Annotated in this window: 17 protein-coding genes and 1 riboswitch; of the genes, 5 read left to right on the plus strand and 12 right to left on the minus strand. The window is 71.9% G+C overall.

The window, feature by feature from the left end; genetic code table 11:
• Window positions 1-18: 18 nt before the first annotated feature.
• The 3 genes from OG788_RS14360 to OG788_RS14370 form a co-directional block, all read right to left on the minus strand.
• A complete protein-coding gene (locus OG788_RS14360; protein WP_406371150.1) occupies window positions 19-1,188 on the minus strand; it encodes an ArsA family ATPase in 1,170 nt (389 codons plus the stop codon).
• 380 nt (window positions 1,189-1,568) lie between these two features.
• Window positions 1,569-2,006: an SRPBCC family protein gene (locus OG788_RS14365; protein WP_351539970.1), complete on the minus strand. Its 438-nt coding sequence runs from the start codon at window positions 2,004-2,006 to the stop codon at window positions 1,569-1,571.
• A gap of 124 nt (window positions 2,007-2,130) precedes the next feature.
• Entirely contained in the window at window positions 2,131-2,928 is a 798-nt protein-coding gene (locus tag OG788_RS14370; protein WP_351539966.1) for a metallophosphoesterase, read from the minus strand.
• Window positions 2,929-3,224: 296 nt separating this feature from the next.
• Between OG788_RS14370 and OG788_RS14375 the strand changes: the two genes are divergently transcribed.
• The gene (locus tag OG788_RS14375; protein ID WP_351539963.1) at window positions 3,225-5,021 is read left to right on the plus strand and encodes an AMP-dependent synthetase/ligase; all 1,797 of its coding nucleotides are present in this window, start codon (window positions 3,225-3,227) and stop codon (window positions 5,019-5,021) included.
• A gap of 395 nt (window positions 5,022-5,416) precedes the next feature.
• Here the strand turns inward: OG788_RS14375 and OG788_RS14380 are convergent, their stop codons facing one another.
• Window positions 5,417-6,559, minus strand: coding sequence for a glycosyltransferase family 4 protein (locus OG788_RS14380; protein WP_351540283.1), 1,143 nt, complete (start codon window positions 6,557-6,559; stop codon window positions 5,417-5,419).
• Window positions 6,560-6,705: 146 nt separating this feature from the next.
• Here OG788_RS14380 and OG788_RS14385 point away from each other — a divergent pair, with 146 nt between their 5' ends.
• Window positions 6,706-7,947 carry a glycosyltransferase 87 family protein gene (locus tag OG788_RS14385; RefSeq protein ID WP_406371152.1) on the plus strand — a complete coding sequence of 414 codons (1,242 nt, stop codon included), beginning with the start codon at window positions 6,706-6,708 and terminating at the stop codon, window positions 7,945-7,947.
• On the opposite strand, the gene OG788_RS14390 is transcribed toward OG788_RS14385, so the two are convergent.
• On the minus strand, window positions 7,908-9,227 hold the full coding sequence (locus tag OG788_RS14390) for an MATE family efflux transporter (RefSeq protein ID WP_406371154.1): 1,320 nt from the start codon (window positions 9,225-9,227) through the stop codon (window positions 7,908-7,910). The two genes, OG788_RS14385 and OG788_RS14390, sit on opposite strands and share 40 nt — an antisense overlap.
• A gap of 277 nt (window positions 9,228-9,504) precedes the next feature.
• Between OG788_RS14390 and OG788_RS14395 the strand changes: the two genes are divergently transcribed.
• The gene (locus tag OG788_RS14395; RefSeq protein ID WP_406376747.1) at window positions 9,505-10,029 is read left to right on the plus strand and encodes a PadR family transcriptional regulator; all 525 of its coding nucleotides are present in this window, start codon (window positions 9,505-9,507) and stop codon (window positions 10,027-10,029) included.
• Window positions 10,030-10,042: 13 nt separating this feature from the next.
• Here OG788_RS14395 and OG788_RS14400 read toward each other — a convergent pair whose 3' ends face one another.
• The 5 genes from OG788_RS14400 to OG788_RS14420 form a co-directional block, all read right to left on the minus strand.
• Window positions 10,043-11,278 carry a hypothetical protein gene (locus OG788_RS14400; protein WP_406371156.1) on the minus strand — a complete coding sequence of 412 codons (1,236 nt, stop codon included), beginning with the start codon at window positions 11,276-11,278 and terminating at the stop codon, window positions 10,043-10,045.
• A gap of 65 nt (window positions 11,279-11,343) precedes the next feature.
• Complete coding sequence (locus OG788_RS14405) at window positions 11,344-12,366, minus strand: NlpC/P60 family protein (RefSeq protein WP_406371157.1); 1,023 nt, start codon at window positions 12,364-12,366, stop codon at window positions 11,344-11,346.
• Window positions 12,367-12,605: 239 nt separating this feature from the next.
• Window positions 12,606-13,640, minus strand: a complete 1,035-nt coding sequence (locus OG788_RS14410) for an NlpC/P60 family protein (protein ID WP_351539945.1) — start codon at window positions 13,638-13,640, stop codon at window positions 12,606-12,608.
• Between the two features lie 454 nt (window positions 13,641-14,094).
• Window positions 14,095-15,444: an NYN domain-containing protein gene (locus tag OG788_RS14415; RefSeq protein WP_406371159.1), complete on the minus strand. Its 1,350-nt coding sequence runs from the start codon at window positions 15,442-15,444 to the stop codon at window positions 14,095-14,097.
• Between the two features lie 34 nt (window positions 15,445-15,478).
• Complete coding sequence (locus OG788_RS14420) at window positions 15,479-15,718, minus strand: hypothetical protein (protein WP_351539939.1); 240 nt, start codon at window positions 15,716-15,718, stop codon at window positions 15,479-15,481.
• 155 nt (window positions 15,719-15,873) lie between these two features.
• Here OG788_RS14420 and OG788_RS14425 point away from each other — a divergent pair, with 155 nt between their 5' ends.
• Window positions 15,874-16,629 carry a rhomboid family intramembrane serine protease gene (locus OG788_RS14425; RefSeq protein WP_406371161.1) on the plus strand — a complete coding sequence of 252 codons (756 nt, stop codon included), beginning with the start codon at window positions 15,874-15,876 and terminating at the stop codon, window positions 16,627-16,629.
• Window positions 16,630-16,672: 43 nt separating this feature from the next.
• A complete protein-coding gene (locus OG788_RS14430) occupies window positions 16,673-16,954 on the plus strand; it encodes an Lrp/AsnC ligand binding domain-containing protein (protein ID WP_351131704.1) in 282 nt (93 codons plus the stop codon).
• A gap of 39 nt (window positions 16,955-16,993) precedes the next feature.
• On the opposite strand, the gene OG788_RS14435 is transcribed toward OG788_RS14430, so the two are convergent.
• The gene (locus OG788_RS14435) at window positions 16,994-18,355 is read right to left on the minus strand and encodes an aminotransferase class V-fold PLP-dependent enzyme (protein WP_406371164.1); all 1,362 of its coding nucleotides are present in this window, start codon (window positions 18,353-18,355) and stop codon (window positions 16,994-16,996) included.
• Between the two features lie 190 nt (window positions 18,356-18,545).
• A riboswitch (SAM riboswitch) is annotated at window positions 18,546-18,662 on the minus strand.
• 85 nt (window positions 18,663-18,747) lie between these two features.
• Entirely contained in the window at window positions 18,748-19,812 is a 1,065-nt protein-coding gene (gene trpD / locus OG788_RS14440) for an anthranilate phosphoribosyltransferase (RefSeq protein ID WP_351539926.1), read from the minus strand.
• Window positions 19,813-19,819: the final 7 nt, after the last annotated feature.

Raw genomic sequence — 19,819 nt, forward strand, 5'->3', positions numbered from 1 at the left:
CCCCTTGTCGCGATGCGGTCACTTCTCGCGCGGCCACAGCCCGGGATCGGGTGCGAAGCGGATACGCAGCTCGCCCTCGCGCAGTGCCGCGCCCGCCACCGTGCAGCGGCGCAGCGCCGAGGGAAGCGGGACGATCCTGCGGAACTGGCCGACGGTGACGACGAGTTCGTCTCCGCGCCGGATGAGGTCGAGTTCGTCGCGTATCGCGCCGGGCAGCGGAATGTGCCAGACGAGCACGCCGTCGTCGGCGAGGTGGTCGGTGACGGGCCACTCGACAGGGGTGGGCGGGGTGTTGACGCCGGGCACGGGAAGCGCGGCGAGGTCGTCGGTGCCGCGCGGGTCGTGGCCGCGGTGCGGGACCTCGTGCAGGTCGTACGTCTCCTGCCACTCGTCCAGCGCCTTGCGCTGCTGGGCCGCGAGGGCCGCCAGCCAGGCGTCGTTGGTGGCGCCGGGCAGCACCCGGCTGGCGACCAGGCCGTCGACGGGCAGGCCGCGCAGGGCGAGGGCGGTGGCGGCGGTGCGGACGGCGTCGGCGCCGGCCGGTCCCGGCTCGGCGACCAGCCGTACGGTCGTGGCGCGGTCCTCGACCACGGCCTGGACGGCGGCCAGCTCGAGGTCCCAGCGCGCCGCCGTCTCGTACAGCCACTCGGAGGGCATGGGCACGCCCGCGAGCCGCCCGAGGACGGGGCGCAGGGCGCGGGCCGCCTGGCGTTCCGGCGGGAGCAGGCGGCGCAGGTAGCGGCGGAGTTCCTCGGGCAGGGCGAGGAGAGCGAGGGCCTGGGGGGCCGGGGGGAGGTCCACGACGAGCAGGCCGTACCTCTCCGACAGCGCGGCGTCGCGCAGGGCGCGCAGCAGGGCCAGTTCCTCGGCGCCGGGGAGCGGGGTGACTTCCTCGGCGTCCAGTCGGGAGGCGCCGAGGAGGTCGAGGGCGGTGGTGGCGCGACGCTGGAAGGCGGTGAGGTCGTCGCGGAAGCGGGCGGCGGCGTCGGGGCGCCAGGCCGTCAGACCGGGGACGGCCTCGACGGGGTTCGGGCCGGTGGGGACGCCGAGGACGGCACCGAGGGTGTCGGTGCGGTCGGCGGTGAGCAGCAGGGTGCGGGTGCCCTCGCGGGCCGCCTTCAGCGCGGTGGCCGCGGCGACGGTGGTACGGCCGGTGCCGCCTTGGCCGGTGATCAGGATGGTGCGCATGGGGGTGAACGCTACCGGTGCGATGGCCTCGGCGGTTCTCGGGTTCCGGTCCGGGGGGGTCGGGGCGCGCCGGTACATCCGCCCGCATCCGAACGGATCCCAGCGGCGTTGCGAAGTGGGCGCGGGTGGTGATCCGTCCGGCCTGCGGGCATGTGATGTACCGGCACGTCCCCTCCCGTGCGTGGACGGGTGCGGGTCGTACGTGGCGAAGATTCAGCCCCTCCGGCGTTTGAGGAGCGGGGTCTGGGGCGGAGCCCCAGGGGTGGGACGGGCAGGGGCGGAGGGGGCGGGAGAAGGTTGGGGCTCCGGCGGCGTGCCTTCCGGGGCTCGCCAGGGTGAGGCGCGGCCGCCCAGGGGTGGGGGCGGGCGCCCGTGGGTGGCTAGACCGTCTCCTCGACGCGCTTCTTCAGGCCCGCCAGCGCTCGGTCGATGATGACCTTCTCGGCCTTGCGCTTGATCATGCCGAGCATCGGGATCTTGACGTCGACGGTCAGCCGGTAGGTGACCTCGGTGCCGCTGCCCGCGGCCCTGAGGATGTAGGAGCCGTCCAGGGAGCGGAGCATCTGGGACTTGACCAGGGTCCAGGAGACCTCGTGGTCGCCGGTCCAGGTGTAACCGAGGGTCTGGTCGTCCTTGATGGCGCCGGCGTCCATGACGAGGCGGACCTGTTCGGCGCGGCCCCGCTCGTCCGTACCGAGCACCTCCGCCTCCTTCACCTCACCCGTCCAGTCCGGGTAGCGGGCGAAGTCGGCGATCACCGCCATGACGTCAGCCGGTGCCGCCTCGATCGTGATGCTCGAACTGGTGTGTTCCGCCATCGCGGTGGCTCCTCCAGATGCGGTCCGGTGAGGGAGGTCGGTGCGCACGTGTGTGCAGCGTGAAGGCTACCGCGCACGACCACGGGCACTGTCACCCCACCTGCCGTTCAGCACCGCCGCCGGCTCACCACTCCAGCACCCAGGGCCGGCCCGACCCCGCGAAGTGCCCCACATTCACGCATTCCGTCGCCCCGACACGCATCCTGCGGACAAGGGGCTGGTGGACGTGACCGAAGAGCGCGTACCGGGGGCGCGTACGCCGGATCGCGTCCAGCAGCGCGCGGGAACCGCGCTCGAAGCGGCGCGCCACGGTGTCGTAGACCAGCTCCGGCACCTCCGGCGGGATGTGCGTGCACAGCACGTCGACCTCGCCGACCGCCTCGATCTTGGCCGCGTACTCCTCGTCACTGATCTCGTACGGCGTCCGCATCGGCGTCCGCAGCCCCCCGCCGACGAAACCGAAGACCCGGCCGCCGATCTCGACCCGCTCGCCGTCGAGGACGGTGGTGCCGGGGCCGGCGTACTCCGACCACAGCGTCGGCATGTCGACATTGCCGTACGTCGCGTACGTCGGCGTCGGGAACGCGGAGAACATCTCGGCGTACTGCTTGCGTACCGCCTTCTCGATGGCGGCGGCCCGGTCGGCGCCGATGCCCGCCCACAGCCGGGCGCCGAACGCGCGCGCCTCCTCGAAGCGGCGGGCGGTGCGCAGCTCGACGATGCGGTCGGCGTTCTCCACGCCGAACAGATCCGGGAAGATGCCGCGCGCGTGGTCGGCGTAATCGAGGAAGAGGACCAGGTCACCGAGGCAGATCAGGGCGTCGGCGCCGTCGCCCGCGCGGGCCAGGTCCCGGGCGTTGCCGTGCACGTCACTGACCACATGGACGCGCGTCCGTGGATTACCGACCGGTGTGGATGCCATGACGATCAAGCGTAGGCCTGTGCGGCAAACGTGAACAGAGGCGGCCGGACCTGCGATTACTGGCTAGTCAGGAAGGGCGTGGACTACTGTGCGCGAAGGAACGCCAACACGTGTGACGCATAGAACATCTCGTCGGGACCCCCTGTCGAAGAAGCCATACCGACGGGTAACGTCCGGGCAGTCCAGTCGTACTCAGGAATTCAACAAGTGATCTCTTGAGTACCTGCCCGAGCCTTGGACCGCACCGTCGCATCACACAGAGTCGTGGCGTCGGCGCCCTATGAGGAGCAGCAGTCTTGCGCGAGTTCAGCCTTCCGGCTTTGTACGAGGTCCCTGCGGACGGAAATCTCACCGATATCGTCCGTAGAAACGCCGCGCAGCATCCCGACGTGGCCGTCATCGCCCGCAAGGTGGGCGGCACGTGGACGGACGTCAGCGCCACCACCTTCCTCGCCGAGGTGCGTGCCGCGGCCAAGGGCCTGATCGCCTCGGGCGTGCAGCCCGGTGACCGGGTCGGCCTGATGTCCCGTACCCGCTACGAGTGGACGCTGCTCGACTTCGCGATCTGGAGCGCCGGCGCGGTCACCGTGCCGGTGTACGAGACCAGCTCCGCCGAGCAGGTGCAGTGGATCCTCGGCGACTCCGGTGCGACCGCCTGCATCGTGGAGCTGAGCACGCACGCGGCCTCCGTCGAGTCGGTGCGTGACCGGCTGCCCGCCCTCAAGCACGTCTGGCAGATCGAGGCCGGCGGCGTCGAGGAGCTGGGGCGCCTGGGCAAGGACGTAAGCGACGCCACCGTCGAGGAGCGCAGCTCGCTCGCCAAGGCGGACGACCCGGCGACCATCGTCTACACCTCCGGAACCACCGGCCGGCCGAAGGGCTGCGTCCTCACGCACCGCGCCTTCTTCGCGGAGTGCGGCAACATCGTGGAGCGGCTGCGCCCGCTGTTCCGCACGGGCGAGTGTTCCGTCCTGCTCTTCCTCCCGCTCGCGCACGTCTTCGGGCGGCTCGTGCAGGTCGCGCCGATGATGGCGCCGATCAAGCTGGGCTGTGTCCCGGACATCAAGAACCTCACCGACGAGCTGGCCTCCTTCCGGCCGACGCTGATCCTCGGTGTGCCGCGCGTCTTCGAGAAGGTCTACAACTCGGCGCGCGCCAAGGCCCAGGCGGACGGCAAGGGCAAGATCTTCGACAAGGCGGCGGACACGGCGATCGCGTACAGCCGCGCGCTGGACACCCCCTCGGGCCCGTCGCTGGCCCTGAAGATCAAGCACAAGACCTTCGACAAGCTCGTCTACAGCAAGCTGCGCGCGGTCCTCGGCGGGCGCGGCGAGTACGCGATCTCGGGCGGCGCGCCGCTGGGTGAGCGGCTCGGCCACTTCTTCCGCGGCATCGGCTTCACGGTCCTGGAGGGCTACGGCCTCACCGAGTCCTGCGCGGCCACGGCCTTCAACCCGTGGGACCGCACGAAGATCGGCACGGTCGGCCAGCCCCTGCCCGGCTCCGTGATCCGCATCGCCGACGACGGCGAGGTGCTGCTGCACGGCGAGCACCTGTTCAAGGGGTACTGGAACAACGAGGGCGCGACCGCCGAGGCGCTGGCCGACGGCTGGTTCCACACCGGTGACATCGGCACCCTCGACGAGGACGGCTACCTCCGCATCACCGGCCGCAAGAAGGAGATCATCGTCACCGCGGGCGGCAAGAACGTCGCCCCGGCCGTGATCGAGGACCGGATCCGCGCGCACGCGCTGGTCGCGGAGTGCATGGTCGTCGGCGACGGGCGCCCGTTCGTCGGCGCGCTGGTCACGGTCGACGAGGAGTTCCTGGTCCGCTGGGCCGAGGAGCACGGGAAGCCGGCCGGCTCGACCGCGGCGTCGCTGAGCGAGGACGCGGACCTGATCGCCGCCATCCAGGACGCGATCGACGACGGCAACGCGGCGGTGTCCAAGGCGGAGTCGGTACGCAAGTTCCGCATCCTCGCCCATCAGTTCACCGAGGAGTCGGGCCACCTCACGCCGTCCCTGAAGCTGAAGCGCAACGTGGTCGCGAAGGACTACGCCAACGAGATCGAGGCGATCTATCGGGGCTGACGCCCCAGCGGCAGGGTTCCACCCCGGCCGGGAACAACGGCTCGGCCCCCTTCGCTGGAGGGGGCCGAGCCGTTTCCGTCCCTGGGGTCGTTCGCCTTCGTTCGCGGGGCGGGGGTTTCCGGCTCCCGCCGTGGGGGTGGGGGTTTCCGGCTCCCGCCATGGGGAGTGGGGGTTCGTCCCGGGCGGAAGGCTCGTCGTGGTTGCTCGCGCAGTTCCCCGCGCCCCTGAGCGCCCTGGCGGGCGCCCGTCAGGGTGCTCAGGGGCGCGGGGAACTGCGCGACCGGCCCATGGCGGCCCGCAGACGCCAGATCTCGGCGAGCGGCACCCTCGTGGGCACAACGGGGAGGCACCGAGCCGCAGCCGACAGGCACCCCCAGCGGGCGCCCCCGCCGACGCTAGAGCAGCTCTCTCAGACGCTCGGCCAGGAGGTCCCAGCGCCATTTCTCCTCGACCCAGGCGCGGCCCCGTTCGCCCATCCTGCGTCGCAGCTCGGAGTCGCCGAGCAGGGTGACGATGCGGTCGGCCGCCTCCTCTGCGGAGCCGCCGCGCACGACCCAGCCCGTCTCTCCGTCGAGCACGGCGTCGGGCGCGCCGCCCGAGTCGCCGGCCACCACGGGCAGGCCCGTCGCCGACGCCTCCAGGTACACGATGCCGAGCCCCTCGACGTCGAGCCCGCCCCTGCGCGTCCTGCACGGCATCGCGAAGACGTCCCCGGCCCCGTAGTGAGCGGGCAGCTCCGACCAGGGCACCGCCCCGGTGAACCGGACCGAGCCGGCGACGCCGGTGTCGTGCGCGAGCTTGCGCAGTTCCTTCTCGTACGGCCCGCCGCCGACGATCAGCAGCACGGCGTCCGGCTCCTTGGCCAGGATCCGCGGCATCGCGAGCACGAGGGTGTCCTGGCCCTTGCGCGGGACCAGGCGGGAGACGCAGACGACGACCGGCCGGTCGGTGAGACCGAGCCGGGCCCGGACCTCGTCGCCGCCGGAGCCGGGGTGGAAGGTCCCCTCGTCGACGCCGGGCGGCAGCTGGACCATGCGCGCGGCCGCCTCAGGGGTCAGCGCGGAGGCGATCCGCGAGCGCGTGTACTCCCCGAGGTAGGTGATCGTGTCGGTGGACTCACCGATCCGGCGCAGCAGGGTGCGGGCCGCGGGCAGCTGCGCCCAGCCGGCCTCGTGGCCGTGCGTGGTCGCCACGATGCGCCGCGCGCCCGCCCTGCGGAGCGCCGGCGCCATCAGGCCGAGCGGGGCCGCGGCCCCGAACCACACCGACGTACAGCCGTGTTCGCGCAGCAGCCCGACCGCCCGCCGGGTGGCGCCCGGCGTCGGCAGCAGCATCGTCGTACGGTCCCGTACGACGGTGAAGGGCTGCTCGGCGTCGAACGCGGCGGTCGCCTCGGCACCCTCCTGGCCGCGCTTCCACGTCGACGCGTAGACGACGAGCTGTCCGGGGTCCAGACGCAGCGCCATGTTGTGCAGAAAGGCCTGGATGCCGCCGGGGCGGGGCGGGAAGTCGTTCGTCACGATCAGGGTCTTGTGCATCGTGTTCGACACTATCGAATCTATACTCACAGCTCCGCACGGCCGCGCTTGACGGCTCGCACACAGACCGGCGCGCCATCATGACTCCGCGAAAAACACGGCGGCGACGCACTCGATCCGGACGAAGAGGGCCAGGTGGGCAGGGCATGACGGGGGCACGGAGCGCGAGGTTCCCGTTCGGCTTGGCCGCACTGCTGGGAGTCTGGGGTCTGACCAGGCTGGCGCTGCTGCTCTTCGTGGCCAAGGTGTACGTCTTCCCCGGCCCGGACGTCACCAGCGACGTCTCCGTGATCTACCACGGCTGGTACGAGGTCCTGCGGCACGGCAGCTTTCCGCTGAACGACGTGACCTGGCAGTATCCGCCCGCCGCCGCCCTCGCGGTCCTCTCCCCCGGCCTGCTGCCGTTCCTCGACTACCCGCACGCCTTCTTCGTGCTGGCCTTCGTCGCCGACCTGGTGGCGTTCGGGCTCCTCCTGTACGCGGGCTCGCGCTCCGGCAAGACGCGGCGCGGCGCCTGGGTCTGGGTGATCGGCGTTCCCCTGCTCGGGCCGACCGTGTACGCCCGCTACGACGTGATGGTGACGGCCGTCGCGGTGGCCGCGCTGCTCGCGGGGGCCCGGCATCCCCGGGTCATGGGGGTGCTCGTGGGCTTCGGCGCGATGGTCAAGGTGTGGCCGGTGCTGCTGCTGGTCGCCGCGGTGCGCCGCCGGGCCTGGGTCTGGGCCGCGGCGACGGCGGGAGCGATCGCGGCGCTGTTCTGGATGACGATGCCGGGCGCGTTCGGCTTCCTCACCGCCCAGCGTGACCGCGGCACCGAGGTGGAGTCGCTGGGCTCCCTCGTCTTCCACGTGGCCCGGCACCACGGCTGGAACGGGCGGGTGCTGCTCAACTACGGCTCGGTGGAGTTCCTCGGACCCTACGTCGACCTGGTGAGCACCGCGGCCCTGGTGCTGACCTCGCTCGCCTTCGGCTGGCTGCTGCTGTGGCGCCTGTGCGCCAAGCGGTTCCTGACGCACACGCTCGCCGACGCCGCGTTCGTCGCCGTCCTGATGTTCACGGCCACCAGCCGGGTCATCAGCCCGCAGTACCTGGTGTGGCTGGTCGGGCTCGCCGCCGTCTGCCTGTGCTTTCGCGCGAGCCGGATGGCGGTGCCCGCCTGGCTGGTGCTGATCGCGTGCTTCGTGACGGTGCTGGAGTTCCCGGTCTGGTTCGCGGACGTCGTGGGCAGCACCCCGCTGGGCATCACCCTCCTCGTCATCCGCAACGGCCTCCTGGTGATCGCCGCGCTGCTGGCCGCCCGGGTGCTGTGGCGGGGCACGGTGTCCGAGCCGGCACGGGCCCTCCCCGCTCAGGCGGCCCGCACCAAGGAGACCCTGGCCTCCTCCTGACGCCCGGCCCGCCCGGTCCACCACCACAGGGCGGCGCACTGAACCGTCATGGAGAGCAGGAGGGCGAGGCAGATCCCGGGGAGCCCCAGTCCGGACAGGACGTGGGCGAGCGGGAGCTGGACCGCCGTACCGGCCAGCGTCACCCGGAGCAGGACCGGCGCTCCCCCACTGCCCTCGAAGACCCCGCCGAGCGCGATGAAGCAGGCCATCAGCAGCAGGTAGGGACCGACGCAGCGCAGGAAGAGCACGCCGTCGTGGGCGACCGCGGGGCCGGCGCCGAAGGCCCGCATGATCCACGGAGCCAGGGCGGCGAGCAGGCCCGCGGCGAGCAGGCCGGCGGCCCCCGAGACGAGGACGGCCTGCCGCCCGATGGCGCCCCGTTCGTCGCGGCCCGCGCCCCGGGTGTGCGCGGTGTGGATCGAGGCGGCCTGCCGGACCGAGTAGAACGCCATGGTGGCGACGTACATGACCTTGTACGCGATCGCGTACGCCGCGACGGCCGTCGTCCCCAGCCGGGCCACGATCGCGACGAGCACCAGCGCGCCGCCCTGCCGCACCGTGAAGTCGGCGGACATGGGCAGCCCGGTCGTGAGGGTGCGGCGCAGAGCGGCGCCGGTGGCTTCGGCGGGCACCGCGGTGGCCGCCTCGGACAGGAGTGCGTTCCGGCGCAGGGCGCGCAGCCCCACGGCCAGCGCCACGCCGCGGCACAGCACCGTCGAGACGGCGGCGCCCCGGACCCCGTACACGTGGATGAGGAAGGGGTCGAGGCCGAGGATCAGGCCGTTGGCCAGCAGGGCGAGGCGCATCGGGGTGCGGGTGTCGCCGGTGCCCTTCAGGATGCCGTCGACGAGGTTCTGCGCGAAGAAGACGGCGACGCCGGGCAGGGAGATCGCGAAGTACTGGACGGCGAGGGTCAGCGCCCGTCCGTCGCCGCCGAGCACCAGCCGGGCCAGCGGCTCGCGCAGCAGGTAGCCGCCGAGGGCGATCACCGGCGTGACCACGGCGCACAGCGCCCAGCCTCCGCGTACGGCGGCCCGGACCGCGCCCGGGTCGCGGGCTCCCCGGGCGTGCGAGACCAGGACGGTGGTGCCGGAGGCGAAGACCAGGGCGACACCGAGCAGCACGTTCTCGGTGTTGGTCGCGACGGCCACGGCGGCCACGGCGTCACCGCCGAGCCGGGAGACCCAGACGGTGTTGATGATTCCGGCGGCGACGGAGGCGAGCAGCGAGAGGTAGACGGGGTGGGCGAGCGCTATGAGCTGCTTGCGATGGGCGTTCACGTGGGCTCCCTCGATACGATTACCTCGATTAGAGGTAACTCGATAAGAGGTACCATGGGCAGGTGAAGCCCGCAAGCACGAAGACGCCGAAGGACCGCGAGCACGGAGGGGCGGGAGGACCGCGAGCACGACGACTGCGGGAGGATCGCGATCACACCGACTCGGGACGTCCGCGAGCACCAAGGTGCCGTGAGCCCGCCCGCGGGGAGCCACGAACCGAGCGGTGGTACGGCAGACGCGCCGTACCCCGATGACCCACGAGCTAGGAGCCGACCGGATGCTGGAGCTGTCGATCCTGGGCTTTCTGTACGAGGAGCCCCTGCACGGCTACGAGCTGAAGGAGCGCATCAAGGCCCTCAGCGGCCATGTCCGTCCGGTCAGCGACGGAGCCCTCTACCCGGCGATCACCCGCCTGGTCGCCGCGGGCCTGCTCGACCAGCACACCGAGCCCGGCAGCGGCGCGGCCCCGCGGCGCATCCTGTCGCTCACCGAGAAGGGCCGTGAGGACCTCCTGGAGCGGCTGCGCCACCCCAAGCAGGCCGAGATCACCGACCAGGTGCGCTTCAACACGCTGCTGGCGTTCCTGCGCCATCTGGCCAGCCCCCGCGAGCAGGCCGCGGTACTGCGCCGCCGCCAGGAGTTCCTGGAGACCCCGGCGAGCTTCTTCTACCGGGACGGCCGGCCGGTGCGCGCGGAGGAGGCCGACGATCTCTTCCGGCAGGGCATGCTGCGGGTCGCGCGGGCGACGGGCGAGGCGGAGCGGACGTGGCTCGCGGAGGCCGTCCACCGGCTCGAGGAATGAACGGACCGGCGGGTCAGCCGAGTTGGTCCCTCAGGTACTGCCGCCACAACTCGGTGAACTTCTCCGGTGTCGTGTGCAGCACGTCCCGCAGCGCGCCCTCGACCGCTCCGGCCCGCTTCCGGTGGTCGCCCACCGCCCGGTAGAAGTCGTTCAGGCGGACCTCGCCCCAGTGGTCGGCGATCAGCCGGCAGGCCATCCAGCCGCCCTCGTAGGCCTGCGCCAGCCGGCCCGCGTCCGCGGTGAACCCGAAGTCCCCGTCGTCGGGCAGCGCGGCGGGGAGACGCCCCTCGGCCACGGAGCGCTCCAGCTCCGGCGCGACCTGCCCGGCCGCCCGCCCGCTGCCGCGGTAGCCGACCCAGTCCGCGTACCCCTCGGAGAGCCACAACGGAGTGGCGGCCGTGGTGTGGGCGCGGGTGGCGACGTGCGTGGTCTCGTGGGTGAGCACGACCTGCTTTCCGAGGTCGCCGAGGACGCCGTACGCGTCCGGGTTGACGATGATCCGGTCCGCGGGCGCCTTCGCGGAACCTCCCCCGCCCTCCGGCCGGGAGGACCCCGGTCTCGCTTCGCTCACCTCGCCGGTGGTGACCGCCGCGATCCCCCGGTACCCGGACGCCGGAGCCCCGAGCAGCCCCGCCATCCCCTCCAGCGACTTCGGTACGAGGACGACGACGTGGCGCGCCCAGTCCCTTCCCCAGGCCTCCGACACGGCGGGCACGGCATGGTCCGCCAGGTCCGCGAAGGACCGCAGCCGCTCACCGGGCTGTCCGACCCCGAGCACGAGGCTGCGCTCACCCCGTACGGCCGTCACGGCCCCCTGGTCCCACAGCTGGTCGCCTGCCTTGCCCGCGGGCTCGTCGGAGGCGACGCGCCAGGCTCCGGCGGCGCGGGTCAGGCGCAGGGTGCGGTCGGCGGTGACCGGTGCGGCGTCGTAGCCCTCGACGCGGTAGCGCAGTTCGGCCCGGGCCGTGGCCCGGTCGCCGGAGCGGTGCAGCTCCTTCAGGCGGTAGGACCAGGCCGCCAGCGGCACGTCGCGCAGGTTCACGAAGGCGGTTCCGGCGCCGGCCGCCTCCCCGGTGGCCCGGAACGCCGCCTCGTCCCGGTCCACGACCGCGGCCGCGCGCCGGTCGAGGACCCGCTGCACATCGGCCGTGGCGGTGTCCGACGACACCCGGCCGCCGCAGCCGACGAGCACGGCGAGCAGCAGCACCAGGGAAAGTCCCGCTCGCGACGCACGCCTTCGACCAGCCACCTTCCCGATCGTACGGTGCCCGCGCCGGCCCACCGGTTCCGCGTGGTGCCCGTCACCTCGCTCCGTCAGGGCCGGGTGACGGACGAGACCGGCATCATCCCGACCGGGTCGTAGCGCACCGGGGCGCCGGGGTAGGGCGCGTGGATCACCTGGCCGTTGCCCACGTACATCCCGACATGGCTGGCGTCGGACCGGTAGGTGACCAGGTCACCGGGCTGCGCCTGGGAGAGCGGCACCTGCCGTCCGGCGTACCGCTGAGCCTGCGAGGTGCGCGGCAGACCGACTCCGGCCTTCGCGTAGGACCACTGCATGAGGCCCGAACAGTCGAAGCCGCCCGGCCCGTTGGCGCCCCACACGTAGGGACGGCCGAGCGCCGAGCGGGCCGCGGCGACGGCGGCGGCCGCCCGCGCCGAGGACGGGACGGCGCCCCCGAGGTCCGGCATGCCGGCGCGCGCCGAGCGCGAGGCCCGGTCGTAGGCGGCGCGGTCGGCGTACGGCAGCGAGTTGAGCAGCTGCCGCGCCTTGGCCAGTTTGCCCTCGACGACCCGCTTGTTCCGGGCGACCGCCGTGCGGCTGCGCTCCAGCTCGGCGAGCTTCCCGTCGGCCTCCTCGCGCTTCTGGGCGAGGTCGCGCATCGCGACCTGGAGATCCTTGAGTTCGCCGGCCTGGTGGGCGGTGATCCGGTCGAGGGCGGCGGCCTTGTCGAGGTAGTCGTCCGGGTCGTCGGAGAAGAGCAGGGCGAGCGAGGGGTCGAGGCCGCCGGAGCGGTACTGCGCCCCGGCGAGCGAACCGAGCGAGTCCCGCATCGTGTTGATGCGCTCCTGCTGCCGGGCGATCTCGTCCTGTGCCGTGCCGACCTGCTCGCGCAGCGTGTCGGCACGCTCGTCGGCCTTGTTGAACGCCTCGGTGGCCTTCTCCGCCTGGGTGTAGAGGCGGTCCACCTCGGCCCGGGTGTCGTCCTGCGGTGCCGCCGAGGCGGGCAGGGTGCCGAGTGCGGCGGCCGCCGCGGACATCACGCAGGCGGCGATGCCGAAGGCGCCGGCGCCCCGGTCGAAGCCGGTCGGTTCAAGGCGGCGATGGAACCCCACAGGTAGCCGCTCTCCCTCCGCTGACGGTCCCCCGCTGTCGGGGGAAACGCGCCAGAGAGTAGCCGTCCGACTACGCACCGGCCAAAGACCCCCGCGGGCACACAAAGTGACGCCCCGCCGGAGACGCAGGTCACCGACGGGGCGCGGGGTCAGCGGAAGTTGTCGCAATTCGCCCGTTTGGGCGGTGCGGCAACGGGTCTCTGCGGCCGGCCGGAGTCAGCTCCGGCCCGCCCGCGGGATCAGACCCGTACGCCGAACTGGAAGGGCATGTTGCCGATCGACTCGTACCGGACGACCGTGCCGGTGCGCGGGGCGTGCAGCACCTGGCCGTTGCCCGCGTAGAGGCCGACGTGGTGCTGGTCGCCGTAGAAGATGACCAGGTCACCGACCTGCAGATCGCTCTGCGAGTAGATGCGGGTGCCCGCGTTGGCCTGGGCCTGCGAGGTGCGCGGTATGGAGACACCGGCCTGGGCGTACGCCCAGGAGGTGAGGCCGGAGCAGTCGAAGGAGCTGGGGCCGGTGGCGCCGTAGACGTACGGCGATCCGATCCGGGTCTGCGCGGCGCTGAACGCGGCGCCGGCCCGGCCGGAGGCGGCCTTGGCGCCGCCGAGGTCGACACGCTCGCTGGCGCGGGTCGCCCGCTCCTTCTCCTTCGCCGCGAGCGCGGCCCGCTCCTGCGCCGTCAGCGAGTTCAGGAGCTTCTGCGCGGCGCCCAGCTTGCCCTGGACTTCCTTCTTCTTCTTGGCGAGCTCGGTCCGCGTGTCGGCGAGGTCCTTGAGCTTCTCGGAGGCCTCGGAACGCTGCTGCGCGAGCGAACGCTGCTTCTCCTGGACCTTCTTGAGCGACTCGACCTGCTGAGCGCTCAGCTGGTCCATGGCGGACGCCTTGTCCAGGTAGTCGTCCGGGTCCGAGGAGAGGAAGAGCGCCACGGAGGGGTCGATGCCACCGGTGCGGTACTGGGCGCTGGCCATCGAACCGAGGCCGTCACGCAGCTCGTTGAGCTCCTCCTGGCCGCGGGCGACGTTGTCCTGCAGGGAGCTGATCTGCTTCTGCAGCTTCTCCTGCTTCTCCTTGGCGCCGTTGAGCTTCTCCGTGGCCTGCTCGGCCTCTTCGTAGAGCTTGTCGACCTTGGTCTTGACCTCGTCCTTGTTGGGCTTCTCGGACGGCGCGGCATTGGCGACGTTGGCACTGAGGGCAACGGCTGCAGCGGCGGCGGTGGTGAGCACGGTCACACGGGTGCGGCTCGGCTGCTTGGGTCGACGGTGGGACGCCACGAAGGCGAGCTCCTTCTTCCTCCAGCCGCCTGCCGAAGACGCCGACGGGCGGTGCCCCTCCACCGTCACTCCTCATGAGTGATCACCCTAGTTGGAGGTTCGAGGCATGACCCTAGTGACCTACTTGTGATCAGTTCAAATCCAAACCTGAAAATTCTTTGTCAGGAGCGCATTCTTTGCACTCAACTCACCTGCAGTGATGTGCGCTTGACACTACGTCGCGTGAAGATCCTGTCAATTCGGTCATCAAGCCCAGAGGTTACGCATGGGACGTAGGTGGCTCATGCGACTTAGGCCCCGGATCGCCGTCCACGCGAAACCCCGGACCGGCAGCGGGAGATGACGACCCCGAAGGCGCACGAGAAGAAGCACGGAAGGGGGCGAACGGGAGGAATCACCCGGAACGAAACGAGCAAAAGGAAACGCAAGGGAGATAGAAGGCGAAAGGGGTCGCTCAGCCGCGCGACAAGCGCTTGAGCAGCACCACGGACGCCACCGGCCGGGCGCCCGCCTTGGCGATGCCGTCCGCCACCTCACGGTCGGTCGAGACGACGATGACCGGCCGGCCTGGCGGCTCGGCCCGCACCAGCTGACGGATCAGCTCGTCCGCCGTGACTCCGGGCTTGGAGAACAGCACCCGCACCCCGCGCGGCGGCGCGAGCAGCACCGGCGCGGCCAGCTCGGCCCCGTCGAAGACACAGGTGACCTCGGCGCCGGTCTGCGCGGCCAGCTGCGAGAGCTGCCCGAGCAGCCTCAGCCGCTGCTTCTCCAGCGGCATCTGGGGATAGCCGGTCTTGGTGACGTTGTAGCCGTCGACGACCAGATGCGCCTGGGGCAGCGCGAGCAACTGGTCGAGGATCGCGGGGTCGTTCTCGGAGAGCGCGCGGGCGGCGATGTCCTTCGGCGTCATGCGTCCCGGCTCGACCGCGTCCACGGTCTCGGCGGGCCGGACGGAGACGGGAGGCAGCGCCAGTTCCCGGCGCAGACCCTGGGCCGCGTCCAGCACGGTGTCGAGCAGCAGCCGTACGCGCATGTCCTCGACACTGCGCCCCTCACGCGCCGCCTTGCGCGTGGCCTCCAGGGCGGCCTCGGCCTCCGAGAGGCGCGCCTTGAGCCGCCGGGTCTCGCTCTCGGCGGCGGACACCTGGGCCTGCCCCTCCGCCTTCGCCGTGTCGGTCTCGGCCTGGAGCTTGCGCAGGGCCGCCTCGCCGCGCTTGACGTCACTGAGGGCACCGCGCAGCTTGCGGTGAAGCGATTCCGCTTCTTTCCTGGCCGACTCCACTTCCGCGCGCAGCCGCTCGGTCTCGGACCTCGTCTGCCCGCGGGCCTCTTCGAGCTCCTCGCGCAGCCGCTCCAGCTCGGCGCGGTTCTCCTCGTCGGCGCGCTCCGCGTCCGCCCGCAGGGCCTCCTCGCCCGCGGCGGTGACCAGCTTCACCCAGCCCGCCGGGCGCAGCACATAGGCCGCGGCCGCCACGTCCAGCGGATCCGCGGCCGGGGGCGGCGCGCCCGATTCGAGGGTCCCGACGATCTCGGGCTGGGCCTCTCTCAGCTTCTCGGCGATGCGCTGTCTGAACAGCGGGTCAGTCTCCAGGGCGGCGGCCATGGCGTTGCCGGCGAACTTGGCCCGCCGGTTCGGCGCGAACCGGGCGTACTGCCTCAGCTGGACGGGCAGTTCGGCCACCGTCAGTCCGCCGAAGCCGTCCGAGACGATCTGTACGACGCGTCGGCGCACGCCGTCGGGCAGCGGACGGTCGAGCACCTCAGCGGTGCCGTCGTCCGGCTCCCCGCCTGTGGTCTCCACCATCCGTCACCCCAATATCCGTGCGGGGCCCGCTCCCTCAGGAGCCGGCACCCGGCCTGTCCACGAGTTCGACCTGATCCACCGCGTTGCACCAGCGGCACCGCACCGACTCGATGGTCTCATTGACCACCTCGCGCTCCTCGACCTTCGGCTCACCGGCGAGGTCGAGGTGCACATACTCGACGACCTTCGAGGAGCGGGTCACGTCGAAACGCGTGAGGTTGCCGCAGAGGGCACAGCGCCAGCGAGTCTTGGCGTCGGGCAGGGGAACCGTCATAGGGCAGTCGCTCTTTCCTTCTAGTGTCCGTCCGGCGCCGGTCTCCCGGTGCATGTGGCTCGTAACCCTACGGCCTGGCGGGTACTCGACGCTCTGGTGTCCGCGGCGGCGAGGCGGTCTGCTCCGATCGGTCCTGTTGCGTCATGCTCTGTACCATGATCGGCAATTGGAGTACGGCGGTCGGCAGGGCGTTGCGGGGCCAGTCCGCGCCGGTGACGTACGGGCTGATCGTCCTGTGCTGTCTGATCTTCGTCATCGGTCCCGCCTCGGGCCTCGATCCCGCGTACGGCACCGGGGACGAACTGCTGGTCGCCCAGCGCGCGTACTTCCGCCGCTGGGGCGTGGTGCCGTCCGACCTCTTCGGCGGGGCCCCGCGCGAGGCACTCACCCCGGCCACGGCCCTGTTCATCCACGGCAGCTGGCTCCACCTCCTGGGCAACATGCTGTTCTTCTACGTCTTCGGGGTGATGACCGAGGAACGCATGGGCCATGTCGAGTTCGCCCTCTTCTACCTGGGCTGCGGATATGTCGCCCTGCTCGGTTACGCCGCCGCCAACGCCGGCTCGCAGCAGTCCCTGGTCGGGGCGTCCGGGGCGATCTCCGCGGTACTCGGCGCGTTTCTGTACCTGTTCCCCAAGGCCCGGGTGACCAGTCTCTTCCCGTTCCTCTTCTTCCTTCCGCTGCGGTTCCCGGCCTGGGTGGTGCTGCCGTTCTGGTTCGCGCTGCAATGGCTGGCGGCGGGCCGCAGCGACTCCGGACCCGGGGTCGCCTATCTGGCCCACCTCGTGGGCTTCTCGCTGGGCTTCGTCTACGCGTGGGCGCGCTTCGGGCGCCGTGGGGCCGCCGCACCCTCCCCGGGGGCGCTGCCGGGACCCCCGGCGCGGCAGCCGGGCCAGGTGGACCGCGAGTAGGGTGAGATCCCCCAGCAGTGGCCCCCGAGGGAGAGAACCAGCCGTGATCACCGCGATCGTCCTCATCAAGACCAGCGTGGACCGGATCCCCGAGATCGCCGAGTCGATCGCGTCACTGGAGAGCGTCAGCGAGGTCTTCTCCGTCACCGGCACCTACGACCTGATCGCGATGGTCCGGGTCAAGGCCCACGACGACCTGGCGGACGTCATCCCCGGCAGGATCAGCAAGATCCCGGGCGTCGAGGCGACGGACACGCACGTGGCGTTCCGTACGTACTCCGAGCACGACCTGGAGGCGGCGTTCGCGATCGGTCTCGATTCCTGACCGACGGGACGCCGCCTCCGGGCGTGACCTGCGCGGGCGTCAGACGGCCGGGACGCAGCGGCCGCCCTCGGTGCGGTACTGCCACCGGGCGCCGTCCCGGACCAGCTCGCGCACCGCGCGGACGAAACGCTCGACGTGCTCGTCGGGCGTGCCGGCGCCGAAGCTGACCCGGATGGCGTTGAGGGACTTCTCGCCGGGCGCTGCCTCCGGGGCGCCGCACTCCCCCTGGGTCTCCGGGTCGCTGCCGAGCAGCGTGCGGACCAGCGGGTGGGCGCAGAAGAGGCCGTCACGGACGCCGATGCCGTACTCGGCGGAGAGCGCGGCCGCGAAGTGCGAGCTGTTCCATCCCTCGACGACGAAGGAGATGACGCCGACCCGCGGGGCGTCGTCACCGAAGAGGGAGAGGACCCGGACCTCCGGGACCTCCGCGAGACCCGCGCGGACGGTACGGATCAGGTGCTGCTCACGGGCGAGAAGGTTGTCGAAGCCCTCCTCGGTGAGCGCCTTGCAGGCCGACGCGATCGAGTAGGCGCCGATGACGTTCGGCGAGCCCGCCTCGTGCCGGGCGGCGCTGTCGTGCCACTCCACGTCCACGCCGCCGTCCGCGCGCCGGGAGACCTTGCGGCTGGCGCCGCCGCCCGCGAGGTACGGCTCGGCCTCGCGCAGCCAGTCGGAGCGGCCCGCGAGGACACCGGAGCCGAAGGGCGCGTACAGCTTGTGCCCGGAGAAGGCGACCCAGTCGACGTCGAGGTCCTGGACCGACACCGGGTGGTGCGGGGCGAGCTGCGCGGCGTCGAGGACGATCCGGGCGCCGTGGGCGTGCGCGGCGGCGGCCAGCTCACGCACCGGCCACAGCTCCCCGGTGACGTTCGAGGCACCGGTGACACAGACCAGGGCCGGCCCGTGGGGATCACGGGCGGCGAGGGCGTGCTCCAGGGTGGCGACGGCCTCGCCCGGGGTGCGCGGGGCGTTCAGGTAGGTCACCCGGGCGTCGCGCCAGGGCAGCAGCGAGGCGTGGTGCTCGGTCTCGAAGACGAAGACCTCGCAGCCGGCCGGGAGCGCGGCGGCGAGCAGGTTGAGCGAGTCGGTGGTGGAGCGGGTGAAGACCACCTGGTCCCCGGCGCGGCAGTCCAGGAACTCCTCGACGGTCCTGCGGGCGTTCTCGAAGAGGTCGGTGGACAGCTGCGAGAGGTAGCCGGCGCCCCGGTGGACGCTGCCGTAGTACGGCGCGTACGCGGCCACGTCGTCCCACACCCGCTGGAGGGCGGGCGCGCTGGCGGCGTAGTCGAGGGCGGCGTAGGTGACCTCGCCGCCGGTGACGAGCGGGACGGTGACATCCCGGCCGAGAACGGCCAAGGGGGCACAAACGGTCTGGTCGGCGGCAGCGGTGGAGACAGACATGGCGAGCTCCTGTGAGAGGCAGGCGGGATCGCTGCGCGAGCCGGCCGCCCGGAAGCAGGGCTCAGCGCAGGGAAAGGTGAAAAAGGGTGTGCGGAGGCGGGGCTCGACGCCCTATCGCATTCGCTTGCTCACAGAAGGCTCCCTCGAACGACCAGGACCCCTGGTTGCATCCGCCCGGAAGAGCGGGAGGGGTCCGCGCTTGCCGTAGACCTCGCTGCCTACGACCTGGTCTTCACCCGGGGCACCCCGCCACGGACGGAGGGTTGCCGGACAGCCGGCCGGGGCCTGATGGCTGTCACTCATGACCTGACACAGCATCTTGCCAGAGGATCTTCCACGCGCAAGGCGCAGTCCGGATTCTGGACTGCGCCTTGCTCCGCGGCACTGGTGGATCAGGCGTTGCTGGCGGCCACCCAGCGCTCCAGAGTGCGCTTCGCGGCCCCGGAGTCGATCGCCTCGGCCGCCTTCGCCATTCCGGCGCGGAGCTGGTCCGCGAGCGGGGCGTCGGTCGGCGACAGGGCCACCAGGGCCGCCGCCGAGTTCAGCAGGACCGCGTCCCGTACGGGCCCGGTCTCGCCGTCCAGCAGGCGCCGGGCGACCTCCGCGTTGTACGAGGCGTCGGCGCCGCGGAGGGCCTCCACCGGGACGATGTCGAGACCGACGTCGCGCGGGTCGAAGCGCTCCTCGGTGACCGAGCCGTCACGGACCACCCAGACGTCGGAGCCCGCGGTGGTGGTCAGCTCGTCGAGGCCGTCGTCGCCGCGGAAGACGAGCGAGGAGTTGCCGCGCTCGGCGAACACGCCCGCCACGATCGGCGCCATGCGCGGGTCGGCGACTCCGACCGCCTGGGCCTTCACCCGCGCCGGATTGGTCAGCGGGCCGAGCACGTTGAAGGTCGTCCTGATGCCCAACTGGCCGCGGGCCGCCGCCGCATGACGCAGCGCCGGGTGGAACTTCACCGCGAAGCAGAAGGTGATCCCGGCCTCTTCGGCCACCTCGGCGACCCGCTTCACCGTGAGCTGGAGATTGACGCCGAGCTTCTCCAGGACGTCGGAGGAGCCGGACGCGGAGGACGCGGCCCGGTTGCCGTGCTTGACCACCTTGGCGCCGGTGCCGGCGACCACGATCGAGGACATCGTGGAGATGTTGACGGTCTTCGCGCCGTCGCCGCCCGTGCCGACGATGTCGACGGTGTGCCCGGGCACCTCGATCACATTGGCGTGCTCGTACATCGCCCGGACGAGTCCCGAGATCTCCTCGACGGTCTCACCCTTGGCCCGCAGGGCCACCACGAACCCGGCGATCTGCGCGTCGGTCGCCTCTCCGCGCATGATGCGGTCCATCGCCCAGGCCGTGTCGTCCGCGCTCTGGTCGCGGCCCTCGAGCAGGCCGTTCAGTACCTGGGGCCAGGAACGGACCGCCGCGGTGTCGCCTCCAGCGGGGTTCACAGCGCTCATGGTCGCT

This window comes from Streptomyces sp. NBC_00647 (assembly GCF_045207245.1).
Classification (GTDB): Bacteria; Actinomycetota; Actinomycetes; order Streptomycetales; family Streptomycetaceae; genus Streptomyces.

Coding starts and splice junctions, on each gene's coding strand:
- OG788_RS14370 (WP_351539966.1), bottom strand. CDS start 2,928: ATGGCATCCACACCGGTCGGTAATCCACGGACGCGCGTCCATGTGGTC.
- OG788_RS14360 (WP_406371150.1), bottom strand. CDS start 1,188: ATGCGCACCATCCTGATCACCGGCCAAGGCGGCACCGGCCGTACCACC.
- OG788_RS14380 (WP_351540283.1), bottom strand. CDS start 6,559: ATGCACAAGACCCTGATCGTGACGAACGACTTCCCGCCCCGCCCCGGC.
- OG788_RS14395 (WP_406376747.1), top strand. CDS start 9,505: ATGCTGGAGCTGTCGATCCTGGGCTTTCTGTACGAGGAGCCCCTGCAC.
- OG788_RS14365 (WP_351539970.1), bottom strand. CDS start 2,006: ATGGCGGAACACACCAGTTCGAGCATCACGATCGAGGCGGCACCGGCT.
- OG788_RS14415 (WP_406371159.1), bottom strand. CDS start 15,444: ATGGTGGAGACCACAGGCGGGGAGCCGGACGACGGCACCGCTGAGGTG.
- OG788_RS14425 (WP_406371161.1), top strand. CDS start 15,874: ATGATCGGCAATTGGAGTACGGCGGTCGGCAGGGCGTTGCGGGGCCAG.
- OG788_RS14385 (WP_406371152.1), top strand. CDS start 6,706: ATGACGGGGGCACGGAGCGCGAGGTTCCCGTTCGGCTTGGCCGCACTG.
- trpD (WP_351539926.1), bottom strand. CDS start 19,812: ATGAGCGCTGTGAACCCCGCTGGAGGCGACACCGCGGCGGTCCGTTCC.
- OG788_RS14435 (WP_406371164.1), bottom strand. CDS start 18,355: ATGTCTGTCTCCACCGCTGCCGCCGACCAGACCGTTTGTGCCCCCTTG.
- OG788_RS14420 (WP_351539939.1), bottom strand. CDS start 15,718: ATGACGGTTCCCCTGCCCGACGCCAAGACTCGCTGGCGCTGTGCCCTC.